Source organism: Tenacibaculum gallaicum (genome assembly GCF_003387615.1).
Taxonomy (GTDB): domain Bacteria; phylum Bacteroidota; class Bacteroidia; order Flavobacteriales; family Flavobacteriaceae; genus Polaribacter; species Polaribacter gallaicus.
The window spans coordinates 37269-55231 of sequence record NZ_QUNS01000007.1; the positions used below are offsets into that span (position 1 = coordinate 37269).

Below are 17963 nucleotides of genomic sequence, written 5' to 3' on the forward strand. Positions count from 1 at the left end.
AAAGCTTTTATATCTTCGTCTTATCAATAAAAAAGTTAATGGATATATTTTTAGTAATACTCGGTTTTGTATTTGCTTGTTTAGGAATTATTGGTTCATTTTTACCAGTATTACCTGGTCCTATTACTAGTTGGGTAGGTTTGTTATTGTTACATTTAACAAAAGCTGTTCCTCAAAATTGGACATTTTTAGGAATCACTTTAGCTATTGCTGTCATTATCTTTTTTCTTGATTACTTTATTCCTGCTATGGGAACTAAACGATTTGGAGGCACCAAATATGGAGTATACGGTACTACTATCGGTTTAATTGTGGGATTACTCTCTCCTATTCCTTTCGGAATTTTAATTGGCGCTTTTGTAGGCGCTTTGGTTGGTGAATTAATTTATGATAGTAAAGATACTAACAGAGCAATCAAGGCATCATTTGGTGCTTTCTTAGGCTTTTTAGCTTCTGCAACCATTAAGTTTTCAATTTCTATGATATTCTTAGTACTGTTTTTTGTTAAGTTCTGGGAGTATAAAGGCGCTTTCTTTTAGGAATAAGCTCGTTATATTTAGCTTTTTACTTCCAACCATGAGATTCCTCCTCGTACCTCGTTCGGAATGACAGGTATTCATGTACACTAAGTCCCCAGATTGGAGCATTTATTTGAGTTCCTCAAAAAGAGAGTGCGGAAAATGGGAAATAACTACTAAAACACGTAACTAAACTGCAAAAAAAAAGCAACCCATCTAAGGGAAGCTTTCCATTGGTTAACAAAACCATGATACTATTTAAAGTATCTAACAACACAACTAAATGCTGTCCTTTTAAAATTAGACAGCCTGCAAATATACATCCTTTTTTAAAACCTACAAATAAAAATTACTTTTTTTATAAAATCTATATGATACTACCGTTGTCTAATTTTGTAATAGATTGTATCTTTGCACCTTTAAACAAAAATTACTTAAAAATTAAGTCAATGCAATTATCAGAACAAGAAGTTGTACGTAGAGAAAAACTATCAAAATTACGTGAATTGGGTATCAATCCATATCCAGCAGATTTATTTCCATTCAATTCAAATTCCAAACAGATTAAACAGGAGTTTAAGGAAGGTAAGAAGGTAGTTATTGCTGGTAGGTTAATGTCTCGTCGTATTCAAGGAAAAGCTTCTTTTGCTGAATTGCAAGATAGTGAAGGACGCATTCAGATATATTTCAACAGAGATGAAATTTGTACAGGTGAAGACAAAACTTTGTACAACGAAGTATACAAAAAGTTATTAGATATAGGTGATTTTGTAGGTATTGAAGGAGAGTTGTTTAAAACTCAGGTTGGAGAAATCACTGTAATGGTAAAAGATTTTAAATTGTTAAGTAAGTCTTTAAAACCTTTACCGTTACCAAAAGTAGATGCTGAAGGAAATACTTTTGACGGATTTACCGACCCTGAAATGCGTTATCGTCAGCGTTATGCTGATTTGGTGGTGAATCCGCAAGTAAAAGAAGTATTTGTAAAACGTACGAAGTTATTCAATGCCATGCGTCAATTTTTCAACGATGCTGGATATTTTGAAGTAGAGACACCTATTTTACAACCTATTCCTGGTGGAGCTGCTGCAAGACCTTTCGTTACACATCACAATGCTTTAGACATTCCGTTATACATGCGTATTGCGAATGAGTTATACTTAAAGCGTTTGATTGTTGGTGGTTTTGATGGTGTATATGAGTTTTCTAAAAACTTCCGTAACGAAGGAATGGATAGAACACACAATCCTGAATTTACCGCAATGGAAATTTATGTAGCTTACAAAGACTACAACTGGATGATGGAGTTCACTGAAAAATTACTAGAGCATTGTGCTTTAGCTGTAAATGGAACTACAGAAGCTACTTTTGGAGAACATAAAGTTGACTTTAAAGCTCCATATGCACGTGTTACTATGGCTGATTCTATTAAGCACTTTACTGGTTTTGACATCAACGGAAAGTCGGAAGATGAAATTCGTAAAGCTGCTCAAGACATGGGTATCGAGGTAGATGATACGATGGGTAAAGGAAAGTTAATTGATGAAATTTTTGGTGAGAAATGTGAAGGAAACTACATTCAACCAACATTCATTACTGATTATCCAAAAGAAATGTCTCCATTGTGTAAAGAGCACCGTGATAATCCTGAATTAACGGAACGTTTTGAGTTAATGGTATGTGGTAAAGAAATTGCCAATGCATACTCTGAATTAAACGACCCTATCGATCAACGTGAGCGTTTTGAAGCTCAGTTAAAGTTAGCTGCTCGTGGTGATGATGAAGCTGGTGAGTTTATCGATCAAGATTTCTTACGTGCCTTAGAATATGGTATGCCTCCTACTTCTGGATTAGGAATTGGAATGGATCGTTTAATTATGTATTTAACGAACAACCCGTCAATTCAAGAAGTATTATTCTTCCCACAAATGAAACCTGAAAAGCAAGCTCCTTCTGTTGAATTAAACGACGATGAAAAAGCTGTATTAGCTTTATTAGAAAAAGCTGAAAAAATAGGTTTAAATGAGTTAAAAGCTCAAAGTGGTTTGTCTAATAAAAAGTGGGACAAAACTATTAAAGGACTAACTAAAAACAGTCTTGCTAAAGTTGAAAAAACAGAGGAAGGTTTGTTTGTAGAAATCGTATAAGTTATTTCTGAAACTGAATATAATTAAAAAGCAATCTCGTTTGAGATTGCTTTTTTGTTTGGTTTTTATGCTTATTTAGATAACTTAGCTATAAACAGATATAAGTCAATAAAAAGAACTCATATCTCCAATAACGAAATGTAATTTGAAAAAATGAGCGAATCAAAAGAGACAAACAAGATATTACAAAGAATTTTAGAATTACTTGCCAAAAACGAAGCTCGTATTAGCACGAATGAAATTACTGCGGAAGGTGATGAATTAATTAAGAAGGCTGAAAAAGAAGCAGAAGATGCTTCTAAAAAAATACAATCAACTTTTGATCGGATTCACGATAAACTTTTCAATTTTAATAATATGCTCATAGCTGCATTTCTTGGGTTAAGTAAATTTCCAACTAATAACACAATCTTGAGTCTTTGGATGGCAATCCTGCCTATTGCAAATTTGATTTACTTAATGTTTTTGGAATATTGGCAAATGGAAATTTATAGACACGTTGCGAAGCGAATGGAATGGAATGGGAACTAGACTTAAATAAAGATGTAAAAAAATATGGAAGCATGATTAAACGACAAAATTTAAAGTCATTATTGTCAATTTTTACAACATTTGGACTTTTTATCTTTTTGGTAATTAAAATTTTGACTTATTAAAAATAACAACTAACAATCTATAACGGTGAGTTCTACTATATCCAAATTTAGTTAGAATTGATATTACTAGGGCTAAACCCCAAATTAATGCATAAAAACCTGTAACTGACAGTTATTCAACACCAATAACTAAAATTTTCATATTCGCAGTTTTTTCATAACTTTAAAGAGCTATGAAAAAATTGTTAGAATACCCTCCTTTTCACTTTTTGGTGTGCCTTATTATTGGAATAACTCTTCAGTTTTATACACAGATTTGGCAATATAACCTTCTTTATTTAGGCAGTTCCTTATTAGGTTTTTTAATCATTCTCTATTTTTTAAAAAGATTACAAAAACGAAAAATATTTAGCGTAGTTAGTTTGTTATTGTTTATTCTTATTGGAATTAGCGCTACATATATTCGTAATCCGAAGAATTATACGAATTATTATGCACTTCATTTGACTAACACCTCCTCTTCTATAGTCACTATACAAAAAGTATTAAAACCAGGAAACTACTATACAAAATATGTTGCTAAAGTTTCACAGGTAGATTCTACCAAAACCACTGGATATATTCTTCTAAACATTCAAAAGGATAGTACACGAGCCTCACTAGCTGTAGGTAATCGTGTTTTCATTAAAACTCCCTTTAAAGAGTTAGTTCCACCTTTAAACCCACATCAATTTAATTATAAACAGTATTTAACGAAACAATATATTTACCATCAAGTATTTTTAAACAAGGAACAACTCAAACAACTTAAAGACACTGATTTTTCTCTAGTAGGTTTGTCTGCTAGTATCAGGAAAAAAGTACAGGTCTCTTTAAAAAAGTATCATTTTACTAATGATGAATTTGCTGTGATAAACGCTTTGTTACTTGGTCAGCGACAAGAAATATCCAAAGAGTTATTAAATAGTTATACGAATGCTGGTGCTATTCATATTTTAGCTATTTCTGGGTTACATATTGGTATTTTACTCTTACTCCTCTCCTTTTTGTTTAAACCTATAGAAAAGCTTCCTTACGGAGTACTTATAAAAACCGTTTGTATAGTATTGCTTCTTTGGAGCTTTGCTTTTATAGCTGGTTTATCCGCCTCAGTGGTTAGAGCAGTAACTATGTTTACTTTTATAGCAGTTGGGCAATCATTTAAACGTAAAAAAGTTATAGAATACTCATTAATCAGTTCGATGTTCTTCCTACTTTTGATGAAGCCAATGTTTTTATTTGATGTCGGGTTTCAATTAAGTTATTTAGCAGTTTTTGGCATTATTTGGGTACAACCTTTACTCTACAACCTCTGGAAACCTAAGTTTTGGCTACTTGATAAAAGCTGGAGTTTGTTTACGGTTTCGATAGCAGCACAAGCAGGAATATTACCTATTAGCTTATATTACTTTCATCAATTCCCAGGGCTATTTATCCTTTCAAACTTAATTATCATTCCTTTTTTAGGTGGAATATTATTCTTTGGAATTGTAGTAATACTTTTAGCTACCTTAAATAGCTTACCTCAGTTTATAGCTGACAGTTATGGGATTATTATTTCAACAATGAATCATATTGTCGATTGGGTTTCACATCAAGAAGTTTTTTTATTGAAGGAAATTTCTATGTCTTTAGTCGCTATGGTAGCTTGGTATATTTTTATTATTCTCTTATATAAAGCTTGTGTACATAAAACATTAAAAAGGATTACTCTCTTATTGACTTCAATTATAGTTCTACAAGGGGTTTATATGTATGAAAAACATCAAACCAACAGTAAAAGTGAATTCATTATTTTTCATAAAAGTCGACACTCAGTTCTGGGAAAAAGAAATGGTAAAAAGCTAACAATTTTTAGTTCTTTAAATGATTCTATTCTTTATCAACAAAAATTATTACAATCTTACAGGGTTGGTGAAGATGTTTCTTCTAAAAGTGTTGATTCATTTTTTAACATTATCTCATACAAAAACAAACAAGTTTTAATTGTAAATAGTTTGGGAGTGTATCAAATAAATGGTATTCAAAACCCAATAATTATTCTACAAAACAGTCCTAAGATAAATTTAAACAGACTTATTTATAGGCTAAAGCCTCAACAAATTATAGCTGATGGTAGCAACTATAAATCGTATATTATTAGATGGAAAGAAACTTGCTATAAACAAAAAACACCATTTTGGTATACTGGCCAAAATGGTGCTTATATTTATAAAGAATAGATTTTACATGGCGCTTTTAAAGTTTTTTTCAAACTCTTTCCATGGTGTATTCTTGTAATTATCCTTATTAAAATATGCTAGTATTTTTTCAAATCTTTTTTCTTCTAAGTACCCAGGTACATTTTGTAACAATTGTCTTTCTGCATTAAAAAAAGCTGTTGACGGGTAGCTTAACTGCCCTTTCATAATCGCTGCTGCTAACTGATGATATCCTCTTCTCCCTTGAGCTTCATACTTAAAAGTTTTTCCTTGAAAAGTAATATCGTGTTTTGCTTCTCCGTTTAATTTTACTGGGTAATAATGCGTATTGATATACTCTACAATTGTTTTATTTTTATAAGTGGTTTTATCCATTTTTTTACACCAACCACACCAATCGGTATAAATATCTACTAAAATTGGTTTTGGGTCTTTTTCACTCATTTCCATTGCCTTTTCAAAGCTTAACCAATTTACTTTATCCTGTGCCTTTACCCCTAGTGAAATAACGGTTAAAACTACTACTAATATTATTTTTTTCATACTCCTTAAGTCTCAATAAGTGTTCCAAATTTACAAAAAAACCTGCCAATATTTAAAATTGACAGGTTGTAAAATATTGTTTTAACGTTTATTTAGAGTTATTTAACTCCATGCATTAATTTTTTAATTACTGGATTTAAAGCTATAACTAATAAACCTGCAATTGTTGGTACTATCGTAAAAATTAAAAAGAACGTTGATAAACTGTATTCTTTAGTAATATTTTCGATTTGACCTCCAAATACTGCTGCTAACTTGTTTCCTATTGCAATAGCTAAGTACCACATACCAAACATAAATGCAATCATACGTGCTGGCACTAATTTAGAAACATAAGAAAGTCCTACTGGTGACAAGCATAATTCACCTAATGTATGGAATAGATATGCTAAGATTAACCATACCATACTTACTTTTACTCCATCGGTAATTCCATAAGCTCCAAAAGCTAACAAACCGAATCCGACAGCCATAATAATTAAACCTAAGCCATATTTAACAGCTGCAGACGGATTGTATTTTGAGTCCCACCACTTAGAGAATAAATTAGCAAAGGCTATGATAAAAAATGAGTTTAAAATTGAGAACCATGATACTGTAATCTCTGAAGCTTCTGCAGAAAATTCTGAATATAACATCCACCCTACTAGTGCCCATACACCAAGAAAACAAACTGCTAATACAAAGTTTGATACTGGAATTCTTTTACCTGTTTCCTTTCCTAATAAATACAATACCCAAGTAATAATTATTAAAGGGATTACAGTTAATAGTGTATTTACTATATTAAAAATTGTTTGTGCGTTACCTGTTAAAACTCTATCAACATTATCACGAGCAAAAAGTATTAATGAAGTTGCCCCTTGCTCAAAACTCATCCAGAAAAAAACAGTAAAAAATGCGAAAATAATTACTGCTATCATTCTATCCCTTATAATTTTGGTATATCGTGATATACGAGAAATTGTTAAAAATAAAAAGACTGCTAAACCAAACAATACTGCTACGTACTGCCCATCAAAATCTCCAACTTTTAACGCACCGAAAATATCTATTCCTCCAATTTTTGATAATGGATCATTAATTGCATACCCTAAACCAATTACTGAAGAAATAACGATTAAAATTTTATCTAAGCTAGTAAAAGGGTTTGCTTTGTCATTTTCCTTAGACGTTTCTGTAACAAATATTTCACTACTTTCTTCCTTTTCTTTTGTAGAAGGAACATCACCAATAGTACCAAATAATGGTTTCGCTAACCAAAATTGTAGAGTCCCTAATAACATAAAAATTCCTGCTAAACCGAATCCCCAAGACCAACCTACTTTTTCAGCTAAATATCCGCATAACATCATTCCGAAAAATGCTCCCGCATTAACTCCCATATAGAAAATGGTATAAGCACCATCTTTCTTTTCTGGTAAATCTTTATACATTTCAGAAATAATAGACGTCATATTAGGTTTAAAGAAACCTGTACCTATTACTAATAAAGCCAAACCTACGTATAGCCAAAACTCTGTTTCAATTGCCATAGCAGCATGCCCTAAAGTCATAATTATCGACCCTATAACCACTGCCCAACGATATCCTGTTAATTTATCAGCTATAATACCTCCTAAAATTGGTGTTAAGTACAACAACATTGCATAGGTACCAAATAATGCCCCTGCATTTTCTGCAGACCATTCCCAACCAGGGTTAGCACCAACTGCTGCAGCTGTTAAAAAGTTTATTAACAGTACACGCATTCCATAAAACGAAAAACGCTCCCACATTTCTGTAAAAAACAGGACAAATAACCCAGATGGATGCCCTAGTACCTTAGATTTAAAAAAATCATTTGATGTAACTGAACTCATTATTTTTTGATATATAGTTTACAATAGAAAAAACCTTGATATTAATAATATTACCAAGGTTTATATATAATTATTCTTTTAATTAATTATTACTTGCTTCCTCAACACTGTGTAACAAATCTCTTTCATTGTCTTCAGCACCATGCGTTAACGCTTTTAGTTTTTTAAAGAAAACATAAATTAAAAGTCCGAACAAAATACAGAAAACTGCTATCCCTGTAAAAATATTAAACTCTCCAAACTGTGATGCTGATTCTCCTAGCAAACCTGCAACCTTATTCCCTAATCCTGTAGTAGCAAAATAAAGGCCCATCATTAACGACGCATATTTAGCTGGTGCTAGTTTTGTTACAAAAGATAATGAAACTGGAGATAAACTTAATTCTCCTACTGTATGGAATAAATAAGCTAAAACTAACCAGTACATAGCCGATTCACCTGTACTGTTATGCTCTGCTGTTGCTGCACTCATAAATAAAAATCCAGCCCCCATAATTACAAGCCCCATTATCATTTTGAACAATGATGAAGCTTCTTTTCCTTTTAATTTTCTTTTAGCCCAATAACCTGCCACTAGAGTTCCTAATGTAATAATAAAAAATGCATTTAAGGACTGAAACCAAGACGCAGGAACTTCCCACCCCATTAACATTCTGTTGGTTTTATCTTTTGCATAAATATTCATCAACCCTCCAGCTTGTTCAAACGCTCCAAAGAAAACAATCACCATTAAAAAAGAAAGAATTAACACAATTACTCTATCTTTTTCTATTTTAGTTAATGGTCTCTTCAATGCTTCAATATCCTCTTCTTTTTCTGAACTCCCTAAGAAATCTCCAACTCCTTGTAAGTGTTTCTGACCAAGCAAAAACTGTACAAGACCAAAAAACATACAAATCCCAGCCAATCCAAAACCATAATGCCATCCATACTTTTCTCCTACATAACCTACAATTAAACTTGATAAAAATGCTCCTACATTAATACCAATATAGAAAATAGTAAACCCTTTATCTCTTCTAATATCTCCTTTTTTATACAATCCACCAACCATCGTTGATATATTAGGCTTTAGCATACCTACACCCGCAATAATAAATCCAAGACCAGTATAAAAAGCCCATAATTCCTCAATTGCTAAAATGGTATGTCCAATAACTAATAGTATTGCTCCTAAAACAACTGATTTTTTTTGTCCTAAGAACTTATCTGCAATCCAACCTCCTGGAATTGAAGCTACATAAACTAACATTGTATACCAACCGTATAAGGCTAACGCTTCAGTATTAGACCAACCTAAACCTGCATTTGTTTCTGTTGTTTTTGTAACTAAATATAGTACAAGTATCGCTCTCATTCCGTAATACGAAAAGCGTTCCCACATTTCTGTAAAAAACAGTACGTATAGCCCTGCTGGGTGTCCAAATATTTCTTTCTGCTTAATAGGAGTTGAATTTGCCATATGTTTGGTTTATAAGTTGTTTTTAATAAAGTTAGTCATTTTGGTATACAAGTGTAAACGAGTGTTTCCTCCATAAATACCATGATTCTTATCTGGATACATTCCCCATTCAAACTGCTTGTTTGCTTGAATTAACGCTTCTGCCATTCTATAAGCATTTTGCACATGTACATTATCATCACCTGTTCCATGAATTAGTAAATACTTACCTTTTAATAATTCTGGGTAATTCAATGGTGAATTATCATCATATCCTGCTGGATTTTCCTCTGGTGTACGCATGTAACGTTCTGTATAAATTGTATCATAGAAACGCCAAGTAGTTACTGGTGCTACTGCAATTGCTGCCGCAAACACATCATTTCCTTTTAGTAAACAATTTGTACTCATATGTCCTCCAAAAGACCACCCCCAAATACCGATTCTATTAGCATCTACATACGATAATTTTGCTAACTCTTTAGCAACTGAAATTTGATCTTCAGTTTCATACTTCACTAAATTCATATAAGTAACTTTCTTAAAGTCACGTCCTTTAAAACCTGTTCCTCTACCATCAACACAAACAACTATATAACCGTCTTGTACTAACATTTGGTGCCAATAATCGTTAGAACCGTTCCAGCTGTTTTTTACATTTTGAGAACCTGGTCCTGAGTATTGATACATTAACACTGGATATTTTTTACTTGCGTCAAAATTTGCAGGTTTGATAGTGTACATATTTAAGTCGTTTCCATTTACATTAATTGTAGAAAACTCTTTTTTACTTAAATTATATCCTGCAATAGTTTCTTTTAAAGCGGCATTATCTTTTATAGTTTTTAACACCTTTCCTTCATCATTTCTTAACGTATACACTGGTGGTGTATTTACGTCAGAAAAAGTATTAATAAAGTAGTGCATGTTTTTGCTAAAGGCAGCATTATTTGTTCCTGAAGAGTTACTTAACAACTTCTTGTTTTTTCCATCTAAAGAAACACTATATACTCCTCTATTGATAGCACCATTTTCTACTGATTGATAATAGATAGTTTTCTTATCAGCATTGTATCCGTAGTATGAAGTAACCTCCCAGTTTCCTTTAGTTACTTGATTTAACAATTTTCCATCCTTATCATAGTGATAAATATGGTTGTACCCATCTTTTTCACTTGTCCAAATAAAACTATTATCATCTAAGAAAGTTAAATCATCTGTAATATCTACATAAGCTTTATCAGTTTCATTTAAAACAACAGAACTATTAAAAGTAGTTGCGTCAACAAAATACATTTTTAAATCGTTTTGATGACGATTTAATGTTCTAACAGCTAATATATTTGGGTTGTTTGTCCAGTTAATTCTTGGAATATACTCGTAATCTCCAACTCTAATTTCAGCCGTTTTATTGGTTTCTAATGAAAATATACGCAAAGCTACTTTGGCATTTTCTTCACCAGCCTTTGGATATTTAAACACATGCTGTGTTGGATACTTTTCTTTTCCATATACGTCCATTGAAAAAGTTTTAACTTTACTTTCATCAAAACGTAAATATGCTAAGTTTTTACTGTCTTTACTCCATTCAAATGCTTTTACGAAACCAAACTCCTCTTCATAAACCCAATCAGTAATACCGTTAATGATTTCATTCTTTTTACCGCTATTAGTAATTTGAATTACGGTATTAGTTTCAGAGTAATCTTTAATAAATAAATTGTTGTCTTTAGCGTACGCTATTTTTTTACTATCAGGAGAAAAAGTTGGCTCTTGAATATCTGTACCAATTAAGTCTAACGATTTTGTAGCGATATCATACACATAAAATGTACCTAAATATGAATGACGGAAAATTTGTTTGAAGTTTGTTCCTAAAATTAATTTAGTCTCATCGTTGTTAAAGCTATATGATTGAAAATATTCTAATCCAGCTAAATCTTTACTATCAACTATAGTTGCTACTTTTTCTAAAGTTTCGTAGCTGTATTTATCTACAGTAGAACTGCCTTCTCCATAATTCAATAGCGAATAAAAATCTCCATTCATAGAATTTAAAGAGTTCATATAATCGGCTCTAAACGTGCCTTTTCGCCATATATCCTCTAAAGAAATATCTTTTTTTTGAGCTTGTACTAGCGAAGATATTCCTATAAACAATAGTAATAATTTCTTCATGTTAAGTTGTTGTTTATCTAAAAAGTTTGCCAAGTTTACGGAAAAATAGCCAAAAATCCCCTCAAAAAAATCATAAAAACCAAATAACACAACCATTTTAACATGATTCACGTATCTTTGAGCCATCAAAAAAGAATTGAGAATGTCTAAAACGATCTCTGGTTTTTCTAAACTTACCAAAGAAGAAAAAATAGACTGGTTGGCAAAAACTTACTTTAACAATCAACCAGAAATTACACAAACTATTACGCAATATTGGAATGTAGATGATAAACTACAACAATTGCATGATGATTTTATTGAAAATACCATTTCTAACTTTTATATGCCTTACGGTATTGCTCCTAATTTTATTATTAACGGACGCAGCTATGTAATACCAATGGTAGTTGAAGAAAGCTCTGTAGTTGCTGCTGCTTCTTTAGTTGCTAAATTTTGGAGTACTCGTGGTGGGTTTAAAACCGAGGTGATTTCTACTACCAAAATTGGTCAAGTACATTTTATATATGCTGGTGATAAGAATGAGCTAAAAAATTATTTCAACCAACAAAAAACTGAATTATACGCAGCTACGGCATCCATTACTAAAAACATGGAAAAACGCGGTGGCGGGATTTTAGATATTAAATTAGTTGACAAGACTGATAAGCTTGCAAACTACTATCAATTACATGTTACTTTTGAAACAAAAGATAGTATGGGAGCCAATTTCATCAACTCTTGTTTAGAAGCTATTGCAAGAACTTTTAGAAAAGGTGATATTGAAATTGTAATGAGTATTCTTTCTAATTACGTTCCTGAATGTTTAGTTAGAGCGGAAGTCAGCTGTAAAGTAGAAGAACTAGGCGGGAAGAATCCTGAAAAATTTGCTCAAAAATTTGAACAAGCTGTTAAGATTGCTGAGATAGAACCATATCGTGCAGTAACACACAACAAAGGTATTATGAACGGAATAGATGCTGTTGTATTGGCTACAGGTAACGATTTTAGAGCAATTGAGGCTGGTGCACATGCGTACGCTTCAAAAGACGGACAATATAAAAGCTTAACCCACTGTGAAGTAAAAAACGGAATTTTTAAGTTTTGGATTGAAATTCCACTAGCACTGGGAACTGTAGGCGGCTTGACTGCTTTACATCCAATGGCTAAACTATCTTTAGACATGATGCAAAAACCAAGCGCACGCATTTTAATGCAAATTATTGCTTCCGCTGGTTTAGCTCAAAATTTTGCTGCATTGCGTGCCTTAACTACCAAAGGGATCCAACATGGGCACATGAAAATGCACTTAATGAATATTTTAAATCAACACAAAGCTACTAATGAAGAAAAAGAAGTTGTAGCTGCCTATTTTGAAGACAGAACAGCCTCACATAGCGCTGTGGTTGAAAAGCTCAACGAGTTGCGTAAACCCAAAGTACAATGGGTAGATTTTTTAAATGAGGAAGGAGTACGTAGTACACTTGCTAATTTAAAAACTGATGCTAAACCTTTATTTGGAAAAATGAAAGGACAACAAATGGTAGAGCATTTAAGCATCGTTACTCAAATTGCTAACGGAAATTGGAATGTTGACATTTATGTTTCAGACGAAAAAACGGCTCGAAGAAAACCGTTCTTAAACTCTGATAGTGAATTACAAATTGGATTCAAAGCTCCTTTTTTATCAGAAGACCCAACTCCTTTGAAGTTTAATTCAATGGAAGAAGCTATTGATGATTTACTTAATCAAGTCCAATTCTTCGAAAAGGTTTTTACTGAAGATCCAAACCGAACAGTTGTACATCCATTTTTTGGAGAACTAGACTATGAATATTGGAAAAAATTTCAAGTAAAACATTTTACACATCACTTTAAACAATTTGGATTAGTATAATGCGACACTACTCTAACGGAAAGTTATTACTCACTGGTGAGTACGTTGTTTTGGATGGTGCAACTTCGTTAGCAGTTCCTACCAAATTTGGACAAGATTTAATCGTTGAACCTATTAAAGAACCACAACTTATTTGGGGAAGTTTTGCACATACAGGAGAATGTTGGTTCGAAGCTTCTTTTGATTTACCTAAACTGAGATTAATTTCTGCAACGTTTAATTCTGATAGGGAAGGAAGTGCTGAGTTTATTGCTGAGACTTTACGAGATATTTTACAAGAAGCAAAACGTTTAAATCCAAAATTTTTAAATACTGAACATGGTTTTATTGTAAAAACCAATTTAACTTTCCCACAAAACTGGGGATTAGGAAGTTCATCAACCTTAATTAACAATATTGCTACTTGGGCAAATGTAAATCCGTTTACCTTACTTTGGAATGCTTTTTCTGGTAGTGGTTACGATATTGCTTGTGCAAAACACAATACACCAATTTTATATCAATTAAAAGTGACTCCGGCTACGCTCAGTCACCAACCAATAGTTAAAGAGGTTAATTTCAATCCTAACTTTTCTGAAGAATTGTTTTTTGTGTATTTAAACCAAAAACAAAATAGTAGAGAAGGGATTGCTCACTATAAAAAACACAAAGAAGAAGCAAAAACATTAATTCCTGAAATTGACAATTTAACTCAAGAATTTTTAAAAGCTAATACTTCTAAAGATTTAGAAAAAATTATTATTGAGCATGAACAAATCATTAGTTCAATTATAAAACAAGACACCGTAAAAGAAAGATTATTTCCCGACTATTTTGGTGAAGTAAAAAGTTTAGGTGCTTGGGGCGGTGATTTTATTTTAGCTACAGGAAATGAAAATACTACAAACTATTTTCAACAAAAAGGATTCAATACGATCCTTCCATATAAAGAAATGATTTTATAAAATTAAGCCTGTCACATCGAGTAAATTTATTGAAGAATGAAATAAATTTGTATCGAGATGATTTAAAAAGGTTCTCGATACAATTTTCTACCGAAAATTACTCGAACTGACATAAAAAGATGAAAAAAGTTATTATTATTGGTGGTGGAGCTGCAGGTTATTTTACTGCAATTAATGCAAAAGAACTTAACCCTGAGTTGGATATTACCATTCTTGAAAAAGGAAAAGAAGTTTTACAAAAAGTGAAAATTTCTGGTGGTGGTCGTTGTAATGTTACTCATGCTTGTTTTGACCCTAAAGAACTAACAAAATTCTACCCAAGAGGTGAAAAAGAATTATTAGGCCCTTTTCATCAATTCATGACGGGTGATACTTTTGAATGGTTTGAAAACCGTGGCATTCCTTTAAAAATTGAAGAAGATAATCGAGTATTTCCAGAAGCTAATACATCACAAGCAATTATAGATTGTTTTCAAAACGCTGTTGATAACCTCGGAATCACAGTGTTAAAAAACCATGGTGTAAACTCCATTTATCAACAAGATAAAAAGTGGATTATCAACACAAAGAATCAAGATTTTGAATCTGATTACGTTGTCGTTGCCGCAGGAAGTAGTAAAAAAGTATGGGATTTATGTAAAACGCTAGATCATACAATTATAGAACCTGTTCCGTCTTTATTTACTTTTAATATTAAAGATAAACGAATTATTGATTTAGGTGGAGTTTCTGTGCCAAATGCTGAAGTAACACTTGTTGGAACGAATTTAGAAAACTCTGGTCCATTACTAATTACCCATTGGGGCTTGAGTGGTCCTGCCATTTTAAAATTATCCGCTTTTGGCGCTCGTATTTTAGCCGACAAAAACTATCAATACAACGTACTGGTAAATTGGCTAGGACAAGATACAAATTCTGTTTTCGAAGAGTTACAAGGACTAAAGAAATCACAGGCTAAAAAACAAGTAATTTTAAAATCTCCTTTTAGTGATATTCCTCGTCGTTTATGGGAACGTTTAGTTGTTGCTTCAGACATAAAAAGCAATCAAAACTGGGCCGATTTAAGTAACAAACAGCTTCAAAAATTAGCTAATCAATTAACAAAAGGATTGTTCAATGCTAACGGACGAACTACCTTTAAAGAGGAATTTGTTACCGCTGGTGGTATCGATTTAAAAGAAATTAACTTTAAGCGTTTTGAAAGCAAAAAACATAAAAACTTGTTTTTTGTGGGCGAAGTGCTAAATATTGATGCCGTTACCGGTGGCTTTAACTTTCAAAATGCTTGGACAGGTGGTTTTATTTGCGCCAATGCGATTGCTGAATAAAAAATCATTTCGAACAAAGTCTTAAAAGTTCTTCGTTCGAAATGACTTTACTTTTTTAATCTTCGTCTTCTCCTTCTTCTTCGTAACAGTTAAAAATGATAGAATATCCGTACTCTACAGCTTCTTCATATAATTCTTTTTGTTCATCATCTTCTACATCATCCACAGAATCTAACGTAAAATATTCGTCTTCTATTTCAACTACTTTCCAGTCTTCATTTTTGATGTAAAATTTCGCTAATCGCATAGCTCCTTCAATATCTTTATAATCGATATATAAGCTTACGTAAGCTCCGATAACTTCATCGTAATGTTCAGAAGATTTTTTAGGTTTTGCTAAGGCATTAATTAAAAACATAGGTCTATTTTTTTTACTGTTAATTAAGCTAATTCTCCTCTGTGAGGTTTTAATGCATCTCTAAAGATTTTCATATTTTCTTCATTAACCACTATAAAGGCTATGGTGTGCATTTCGTTTAAAGATACAAAATTTACTTCATGGTAAGGCAAACTATCCATCTGAGCAAATTCTTTTAAATGTATGCAATGGTGTTTTGCTGTTTCCAATCCATCAGGACCTTTAAAATCCCAAATCAGTTTAATTTTTCTCATAGAACAAAAATACCTAATTAAAAATTCATTAGCACAAGTGTAAGCGAAATTCTATCTTTACGGCAAAATTTTTATACGTTGAATACATCAGATTTCTTATTTCTTTCTCAAGATAAAAAAGTAGATAGCCTAACCGTTACATGGCAAACACCTAGTAATATTGCTTTGGTAAAATACTGGGGGAAAAGTGAGCCTCAAATTCCTAAAAATGCCTCGATAAGTTTTACATTAAACAATTGCCACACGACTACAAAAATTGAGTTTACAAAGACATTACCAAAAAATAAAGCAGAATTTGAGTTGTTTTTTGAAGGAAAAAAGAAAGATGATTTTAAGCCTAAAATAGCCAAATTCTTTGAAAGAATTCAAAAATACTGTACGTATATTTTAGAGTATAACATGGTTATTTCTTCTGAAAATTCTTTTCCTCATAGTAGTGGTATTGCTTCTTCTGCAAGCGGAATGAGTGCCATTACCATGTGTTTAATGAATTTAGAAAAAGAATTAAACCCGAATTTAACTGATAAATATATTAACAAAAAGGCTTCTTTTTTAGCTCGTTTAGGATCAGGAAGTGCTAGTAGAAGTATCGAAGGACCTTTAGTTGTTTGGGGAAGTCATCCAAAAATTAAAGGAAGTTCAGATTTATTCGGTATAAAATTCCCTTATAAAATTCATCCTGTTTTTGAAAATTATCAAGACGCTATTTTGTTAGTAGACAAAGGAGAAAAACAAGTTTCGAGTACTGTTGGTCACAATTTAATGCACGATCATCCGTATGCAGAAAACCGTTTTACCCAGGCTAATGAAAATCTGGAAAAAATTTCGAAAATTCTTCAAAACGGAGACATCAAAACATTCATTAACCTTGTTGAAAGCGAAGCTTTAACATTACATGCAATGATGTTAACTAGTAATCCATATTTTATTTTAATGAAACCTAACACGTTAGAAATCATCAATAAAATATGGGAATACAGACGAGAAAACGATAGCAATATTTGTTTTACATTAGATGCAGGTGCAAACGTACACGTATTATATCCTAATTCGGAAAAGACTGAAGTTGAAGTATTTATTAAGAATGATTTAGCTGCATACTGCCAAAAAAATCATTATATTTGTGATAGTGTGGGTTTTGGCGCGAGACCTATTTTAACCTAAATTCCCTACTATTATGAGAACTTCAACATTAATAATAGCCCTTTTTATTGGCTTTATAACCAATTCAGTTACCGCACAAGATACTATTTGGTTCGATAAAAACTGGCACGAAACAGCAAAAGGAGAGCATGAGTTTTATAGACCAGCTCCTAAAAGGATGAACGACGGATTTTGGATTGTAGATTACTACAAAGATGGACAGATTCAAATGGAAGGTTTTAGTACAGTGAACACTCCTAACGAAGAAGTCTTTGATGGTTTAGTACTATATTATCACGCAAATGGAAAGCCTTTTCACAGAGCTAATTACAAAAAAGGAAAACTTCACGGAATTCGAAAAGTATATTATGAATCTGGTGAGTTAAAAGAGGAAGGAAAGTATGAGGAAGGTGAAAGAGAAGGTGTATGGAAAACTTTTTACAAAAACGGTAAAATAGAAACAAAAGGTAAATACCGTAATAATGAAAAAGTTGGTGTTTGGAAAACTTTTTACAAAAACGTATACTAGTTTGTA

At 32.2% G+C, this 17963-nt stretch carries 15 protein-coding genes; 9 read left to right on the forward strand and 6 right to left on the reverse strand.

The features are described 5' to 3' along the window. Positions 1-38 precede the first annotated feature (38 nt). The 4 genes from C7448_RS12400 (at position 39) to C7448_RS12415 (ending at position 5522) form a co-directional block, all read left to right on the forward strand. Positions 39-539, forward strand: a complete 501-nt coding sequence (locus C7448_RS12400) for a DUF456 domain-containing protein (RefSeq protein WP_115901707.1) — start codon at positions 39-41, stop codon at positions 537-539. 428 nt (positions 540-967) lie between these two features. Continuing rightward, on the forward strand, positions 968-2665 hold the full coding sequence (lysS, locus tag C7448_RS12405) for a lysine--tRNA ligase (protein ID WP_115901801.1): 1698 nt from the start codon (positions 968-970) through the stop codon (positions 2663-2665). A 153-nt stretch (positions 2666-2818) separates the two neighbouring features. Further along, positions 2819-3196 carry a hypothetical protein gene (locus C7448_RS12410; protein WP_115901708.1) on the forward strand — a complete coding sequence of 126 codons (378 nt, stop codon included), beginning with the start codon at positions 2819-2821 and terminating at the stop codon, positions 3194-3196. A gap of 298 nt (positions 3197-3494) precedes the next feature. Then, positions 3495-5522 (forward strand): ComEC/Rec2 family competence protein, encoded by a 2028-nt coding sequence (locus C7448_RS12415; protein WP_115901709.1) that lies wholly within the window; start codon positions 3495-3497, stop codon positions 5520-5522. Between the two features lie 3 nt (positions 5523-5525). Here the strand turns inward: C7448_RS12415 and C7448_RS12420 are convergent, their stop codons facing one another. The 4 genes from C7448_RS12420 to C7448_RS12435 all read right to left on the reverse strand — a co-directional run bounded on the left by C7448_RS12420 (position 5526) and on the right by C7448_RS12435 (position 11525). Next, positions 5526-6044 carry a thioredoxin family protein gene (locus C7448_RS12420; protein WP_115901710.1) on the reverse strand — a complete coding sequence of 173 codons (519 nt, stop codon included), beginning with the start codon at positions 6042-6044 and terminating at the stop codon, positions 5526-5528. A 98-nt stretch (positions 6045-6142) separates the two neighbouring features. Continuing rightward, the gene (locus C7448_RS12425) at positions 6143-7906 is read right to left on the reverse strand and encodes a peptide MFS transporter (RefSeq protein ID WP_115901711.1); all 1764 of its coding nucleotides are present in this window, start codon (positions 7904-7906) and stop codon (positions 6143-6145) included. 82 nt (positions 7907-7988) lie between these two features. Next, a complete protein-coding gene (locus C7448_RS12430; protein WP_115901712.1) occupies positions 7989-9368 on the reverse strand; it encodes a peptide MFS transporter in 1380 nt (459 codons plus the stop codon). Between the two features lie 9 nt (positions 9369-9377). Then, positions 9378-11525: a S9 family peptidase gene (locus C7448_RS12435; RefSeq protein ID WP_115901802.1), complete on the reverse strand. Its 2148-nt coding sequence runs from the start codon at positions 11523-11525 to the stop codon at positions 9378-9380. A gap of 142 nt (positions 11526-11667) precedes the next feature. On the opposite strand from C7448_RS12435, the gene C7448_RS12440 reads away from it, so the two are divergent. The 3 genes from C7448_RS12440 to C7448_RS12450 all read left to right on the forward strand — a co-directional run bounded on the left by C7448_RS12440 (position 11668) and on the right by C7448_RS12450 (position 15673). Beyond that, positions 11668-13401, forward strand: a complete 1734-nt coding sequence (locus tag C7448_RS12440; RefSeq protein WP_115901713.1) for a hydroxymethylglutaryl-CoA reductase, degradative — start codon at positions 11668-11670, stop codon at positions 13399-13401. Further along, positions 13401-14345 carry a GYDIA family GHMP kinase gene (locus C7448_RS12445; RefSeq protein ID WP_115901714.1) on the forward strand — a complete coding sequence of 315 codons (945 nt, stop codon included), beginning with the start codon at positions 13401-13403 and terminating at the stop codon, positions 14343-14345. Before C7448_RS12440 ends, C7448_RS12445 begins: the two co-directional genes overlap by 1 nt. Positions 14346-14464: 119 nt before the next feature. After that, positions 14465-15673, forward strand: coding sequence for a BaiN/RdsA family NAD(P)/FAD-dependent oxidoreductase (locus C7448_RS12450; RefSeq protein ID WP_115901715.1), 1209 nt, complete (start codon positions 14465-14467; stop codon positions 15671-15673). Positions 15674-15728: 55 nt separating this feature from the next. Here the strand turns inward: C7448_RS12450 and C7448_RS12455 are convergent, their stop codons facing one another. Continuing rightward, on the reverse strand, positions 15729-16031 hold the full coding sequence (locus C7448_RS12455) for a hypothetical protein (protein ID WP_115901716.1): 303 nt from the start codon (positions 16029-16031) through the stop codon (positions 15729-15731). A gap of 23 nt (positions 16032-16054) precedes the next feature. Then, the gene (locus C7448_RS12460; RefSeq protein WP_115901717.1) at positions 16055-16285 is read right to left on the reverse strand and encodes a hypothetical protein; all 231 of its coding nucleotides are present in this window, start codon (positions 16283-16285) and stop codon (positions 16055-16057) included. Positions 16286-16363: 78 nt separating this feature from the next. Here C7448_RS12460 and C7448_RS12465 point away from each other — a divergent pair, with 78 nt between their 5' ends. Continuing rightward, a complete protein-coding gene (locus C7448_RS12465) occupies positions 16364-17449 on the forward strand; it encodes a diphosphomevalonate/mevalonate 3,5-bisphosphate decarboxylase family protein (RefSeq protein ID WP_115901718.1) in 1086 nt (361 codons plus the stop codon). 13 nt (positions 17450-17462) lie between these two features. Then, positions 17463-17957, forward strand: a complete 495-nt coding sequence (locus C7448_RS12470) for a toxin-antitoxin system YwqK family antitoxin (protein WP_115901719.1) — start codon at positions 17463-17465, stop codon at positions 17955-17957. Positions 17958-17963: the final 6 nt, after the last annotated feature.

Coding starts and splice junctions, on each gene's coding strand:
- C7448_RS12400 (WP_115901707.1), top strand. CDS start 39: ATGGATATATTTTTAGTAATACTCGGTTTTGTATTTGCTTGTTTAGGA.
- lysS (WP_115901801.1), top strand. CDS start 968: ATGCAATTATCAGAACAAGAAGTTGTACGTAGAGAAAAACTATCAAAA.
- C7448_RS12410 (WP_115901708.1), top strand. CDS start 2,819: ATGAGCGAATCAAAAGAGACAAACAAGATATTACAAAGAATTTTAGAA.
- C7448_RS12415 (WP_115901709.1), top strand. CDS start 3,495: ATGAAAAAATTGTTAGAATACCCTCCTTTTCACTTTTTGGTGTGCCTT.
- C7448_RS12420 (WP_115901710.1), bottom strand. CDS start 6,044: ATGAAAAAAATAATATTAGTAGTAGTTTTAACCGTTATTTCACTAGGG.
- C7448_RS12425 (WP_115901711.1), bottom strand. CDS start 7,906: ATGAGTTCAGTTACATCAAATGATTTTTTTAAATCTAAGGTACTAGGG.
- C7448_RS12430 (WP_115901712.1), bottom strand. CDS start 9,368: ATGGCAAATTCAACTCCTATTAAGCAGAAAGAAATATTTGGACACCCA.
- C7448_RS12435 (WP_115901802.1), bottom strand. CDS start 11,525: ATGAAGAAATTATTACTATTGTTTATAGGAATATCTTCGCTAGTACAA.
- C7448_RS12440 (WP_115901713.1), top strand. CDS start 11,668: ATGTCTAAAACGATCTCTGGTTTTTCTAAACTTACCAAAGAAGAAAAA.
- C7448_RS12445 (WP_115901714.1), top strand. CDS start 13,401: ATGCGACACTACTCTAACGGAAAGTTATTACTCACTGGTGAGTACGTT.
- C7448_RS12450 (WP_115901715.1), top strand. CDS start 14,465: ATGAAAAAAGTTATTATTATTGGTGGTGGAGCTGCAGGTTATTTTACT.
- C7448_RS12455 (WP_115901716.1), bottom strand. CDS start 16,031: ATGTTTTTAATTAATGCCTTAGCAAAACCTAAAAAATCTTCTGAACAT.
- C7448_RS12460 (WP_115901717.1), bottom strand. CDS start 16,285: ATGAGAAAAATTAAACTGATTTGGGATTTTAAAGGTCCTGATGGATTG.
- C7448_RS12470 (WP_115901719.1), top strand. CDS start 17,463: ATGAGAACTTCAACATTAATAATAGCCCTTTTTATTGGCTTTATAACC.